The organism is Methylomonas sp. BG-2 (genome assembly GCF_057766305.1).
Genome location: NZ_JBYMAP010000300.1, coordinates 1 through 4,110 on the forward strand (window position 1 = coordinate 1; position 4,110 = coordinate 4,110).

5 protein-coding genes are annotated in these 4,110 nt (G+C 62.9%); all 5 read right to left on the reverse strand.

The genetic code is table 11. From position 1 onward, the window contains the following. A partial coding sequence (locus AC3B8H_RS19095) for a hypothetical protein (protein WP_488443108.1) occupies window positions 1-257 on the reverse strand: 257 nt, incomplete at its 3' end. Continuing rightward, on the reverse strand, window positions 250-507 hold the full coding sequence (locus tag AC3B8H_RS19100; protein WP_488443109.1) for a hypothetical protein: 258 nt from the start codon (window positions 505-507) through the stop codon (window positions 250-252). The genes AC3B8H_RS19100 and AC3B8H_RS19095, both read right to left, overlap by 8 nt. Further along, entirely contained in the window at window positions 504-2,552 is a 2,049-nt protein-coding gene (locus tag AC3B8H_RS19105; RefSeq protein ID WP_488443110.1) for an ATP-binding protein, read from the reverse strand. Before AC3B8H_RS19105 ends, AC3B8H_RS19100 begins: the two co-directional genes overlap by 4 nt. After that, entirely contained in the window at window positions 2,549-3,820 is a 1,272-nt protein-coding gene (locus AC3B8H_RS19110; protein ID WP_488443111.1) for a Pvc16 family protein, read from the reverse strand. The genes AC3B8H_RS19105 and AC3B8H_RS19110 overlap by 4 nt, the downstream gene beginning before the upstream one ends. Then, window positions 3,817-4,110 (reverse strand): hypothetical protein (locus tag AC3B8H_RS19115; protein ID WP_488443112.1); only part of this gene is annotated, 294 nt, incomplete at its 5' end. The genes AC3B8H_RS19115 and AC3B8H_RS19110, both read right to left, overlap by 4 nt.

Sequence of the window (4,110 nt, forward strand, 5' to 3'; positions counted from 1 at the left end):
AACACATCGCCGGGCTGGCCTAGCGCTAGCTTGGCCTGCCAGCTGCCGGGCCGGGCCGGGCTGAACGAAATCGCCGAAAAACGGTGCGCGCCGGCGCAATCGTTGATTTCGTTGGCCGCGCCGCGCGAAGCATCTCCTAAATCCAATGTCGATTGCGTCGTGGGGGCCTCGGCGCTTTTGCCGCGCTCGCGCTTGGCCGATCCGACCCGCGGCGCGGTGAACGGCGGCAAGCGTTCGGTGGACGCCATCTTATTCACGGCCCAGGCCTCGGTAAACCGTTTGCGCGATCTGCTCGCCCCAGCCGGCCGGCTGCCGTCCCGCCAAATGCAAGCCGGACAACTGCAAACGCGGCACGGCCGCCCCGTTACTGAATGGGCCGGCCAAGCCGCCTTCACTCAGCAAGCGCGTCAATTCCGCCGTCAAACCGGCTTGCAATTCGTCGCGTCGATGACCGGCCAGATCGACGCCGTCCAACACCAGCCGTTCGATGTGCAATTGAATGTTCACGGCGCGCTCCCGACCACACCCAACAGCCGAAACTCGGCTTCGTTGACCGGTTTGTCCAGTTTGCGGAATTCGGCGCGTAGCGCCTCGAAAATCAGCGGCATCGTCACTTGCCGGGCATCGCTGGCGGCCGCCAAAAACGCCGCGTTCAAGGCCACGTTGTGGATGCTGCCGCCGGTCAGATTGAAGCGGGCCAAATGCGGGTAATCCAGCTCGGCCAGCGGCGTTTGCGGCGGAAACACCTTGCGCCACATTTCGGCGCGCTCGGCGGCGCCGGGAAACGGAAAATTGACGATAAACCGCAAGCGCCGCATGAAAGCCTGATCCAACGCGCTTTTCATGTTGGTCGCTAAAATCGCCAGACCGCGATAGGCTTCCATGCGTTGCAGCAAGTAATTGATTTCGATGTTGGCGTAGCGGTCGTGGCTGTCCTTGACTTCGCTACGCTTGCCGAACAAGGCGTCGGCTTCGTCGAAGAACAAGATCGCGCCGCCGTCCTCGGCGGCATCGAACAAGCGCCGCAGGTTTTTCTCGGTTTCGCCGATGTATTTGCTGACCACCGCCGACAAGTCGATCCGGTACAGATTCAGTTGCAAGGCATTGGCGATCACTTCCGCCGCCATCGTCTTGCCGGTGCCGCTCTCGCCGGCAAACAGCACACTTAGCCCCAAGCCGCGATTCATTTTATTGACGAAGCCCCAGTCGTTGTAGACCAGACCGCGCCGCTCGATTTGGCCGGCGATCTGGTTTAGCAGCGCCAGCGGTTCCTTGGGCAACACGATGTCGGGCCAAGCCGCTTTGACGTCGATGCGCCGCGCCAATTGATCCAGCTTGGGGCTGGTTTTGCGCAAACAGGCTTGCCAGAGCCGATCGCGGCGTTCGGTAGCCGCCAACTCGCCGGCCACTGCATCGGCGATTTCGCGGATCGCCGGCAATTCCAGACTGAACTGGCCGGCCAGTTGCGCGGCCAAATCGGCGGCATCGTCGCCCAAGGCATCGCGCCAGGCACTTTGCTGTTCCTCGGCGCTGGGTTTGGCGAGCTCGACCATCAAACCGGCGAATTCCGGTTGCGGATCGCGGACGCCCAAAATCAAGACGCCCCGGCAAGCGCCGACCCAACGCCGCAACAGCGCCGCGTGCGCCGGCTCTTCGGCATGGCCGGCGTCCAGATACAAAGCCACCGGCAGCAACAAGCGCTCGCGCTCCCACAGCCGCAGCAGATTTTCCAGGTCGGCGGTTTGGCTCGGCAGATTTTCCAGAGTCAAGCCGATACCGCTTAAGCCCAATTCGGCCAAGGCCAACCGTACCACTTCAGCCTTGGTTTCGGTCGATGGACCAACCAACTGCACCAGCACGGCTTGGCTGGCATCGGCCCGGCTTTTCAAATACGCTGAGATTTCGGCGACGACTGTCCGTTGCGACGGCGCCAGCGCGGCAGTGCCGCCGCCCAGCAAAGGCACGACGAAGGGCAACAAACGGTCGTCGATATTGTGTTTGGGCTCGACCAGAAAGTTGACGATGCGCTCGTCGACCCGCAATGCGCTAGTGGTCAGCGGTTCGGCGCCCGGTTGATTGATCTCCAACAAACGCCAGTAACGCAGTGGCCGGTCGGCGGACAAGGCCTGCCAGTTGGGTTGTTCGAAAAGACGCAGCGCCAACGCGAAGGTCGGATAGGGCTTATGCGGGTGATCCTGGGCCTTGGCGCACAGCGCGGCGGTTTTGCCGTCCAGCTCGATCGCCGCGCACAGCAGCAAAATCTGTTGTTCGAAGCGGTCCAAACCCAGTTGGCGACTCAAGATAATCAAGGCCGGCGGCGGATCGGCGGTTTCGGCGGCTGCCAGTTTTTTACCGAGCAGACGGATCGCGGTGTCAGCCTCGTCGGAGTCTTGCGTCGTTTCTGGCTCCCGGCATTTGAACCAGCCACGCTTGGCCGGGGGCGCGGCATTATTTAGTTCCGCGACTTGCCGCTCCAGTAAGTGGTGCAGCCAAGCGATTGCATCGGCCAGATAATCGTTATTGGCTTGCAGCCAGCGTTGATGCTCGTTCATGTGATGGTCACCCGTTGGCTGTCCGCGAAGGCGTAACGCGGCGGATTGTCCAAGAACGCGAACGGCAAGCTGTCGACACCGTCAACGCGGATATACACCGGCTGCAAACCGAGCGGCGCGGCGTTTTCTACGATAAACACCAACGGATCGCTCGGATTGATGCGCGGCTGCGCGGCGACTTCGCGCTCGCCGAGCAATAACAGCGGCGCTTGTTCGGTCAAGACTTGCGGCGTCGCGGCGATCGTCAGCGTCACGTCGCCGCCGACTCGCGGCACAGGATTGGCCGGCGCAATGCTGTCGATGCGAATCGCCAACGCCAGACTCAAGCGGTTGGTGGTGCGCTCGCTGCCGTCGCGGCCGACGATGGCGGTGACTTCGTATAGCCCCGCTGCCCAATCGGTTTGCGCCGCCGCATCGGCGGGCAACGTAAAGCGCAGGCTGGTGGCATCGCGGTCGGCTTCCGGGATCGCGACTTCGCGAATCCCCAGACGCGGATGCTTAAAGCGCAACGTCACGCTGTCGCCCTGCAAATTCTGGCCGCTGAAGGTCAACACCAAACCCGGCCAGGCATTGGGCAAGGACGGCAACGGCTGGTCGCGGTTGCCGGCAAAACCGATCCGGATCGCGTCCAGGCGCGGAAACCGGCCCAATAAGGTCTCGACGCCACGGTCATCGCGCCCCCGCTGTAATACCGGCGGTGCCGGATTGACGGCATCGTCGGACTCGATCAGCACCACGCTGGCGCGGTAGGCGATAGACAGGGCATAGGGCGTTTGGAAGAACACCGACCATAGTTTGGACAATTCGTCGAGATTCAACGGCAACGGCGTCAGCCGAACCAGTTCCGGCGCCTGGTCCAGGTTGGAGTCGTTCAGCGGGGCATGACTGAGGGCGGCGTTACGCAGCGCTTGGCGGGTCAAGGCCGGGTGGGCGTGCAAGTCGCGAGCCACCGCGCCCAGCATGCGCTGCGCTTCGAAGGCGGTTTCGTCGCCGTAAAACGCCAATAAATAATGCAAATCCAACGCGATTTGCGGGCGTTGGCTAATTCGTCCGCCCGGATCGCGGGTCGGCAAATCGGCGTTGCGCAAGGCCGGATTAGGCGTCACCTGATACAAACACAGCTGAACCCAGCGCAAGGCATTGGCCGGCGGCGTGGCTTGCGGCCTGCCAAGCACCACTTCGGCGCCGCTGACGGCCTGTTGCGCGGCATTTTGAATCAGTGCCGCCAACGCGGCGGTCACGGTGGCAATAGCCAGCGAATTGCTCATGACCGGCCTCCGTCGCGCTGCTTCAGATAATCGTCCAGACTCAATGTCGCGGCGGTCGTGCGCGGCTTGGCGGCGGCTTTGTCGCTGATTTGGGTGGCGCGGATTTCGATGCGGCCTATCGCCACCTGTATCGTTGGCGCGGTGGCCGGCTCGGACTTGACGTCAGCCGGTTGCCTGGCGGAACTGTCCTGGCGTAGGGACACTGCCGGAATGATGGCTTCCGGCTTGGCCGCGAGCGGGTATACCGGCGTCACGGACTCCGGCTCGGGCGGGCGAGTCCTCGCAATGAC

Bases quoted from the DNA above. Each gene is read 5' to 3' on its own strand.
- AC3B8H_RS19105 (WP_488443110.1), bottom strand. From the start codon at position 2,552: ATGAACGAGCATCAACGCTGGCTGCAAGCCAATAACGATTATCTGGCC.
- AC3B8H_RS19110 (WP_488443111.1), bottom strand. From the start codon at position 3,820: ATGAGCAATTCGCTGGCTATTGCCACCGTGACCGCCGCGTTGGCGGCA.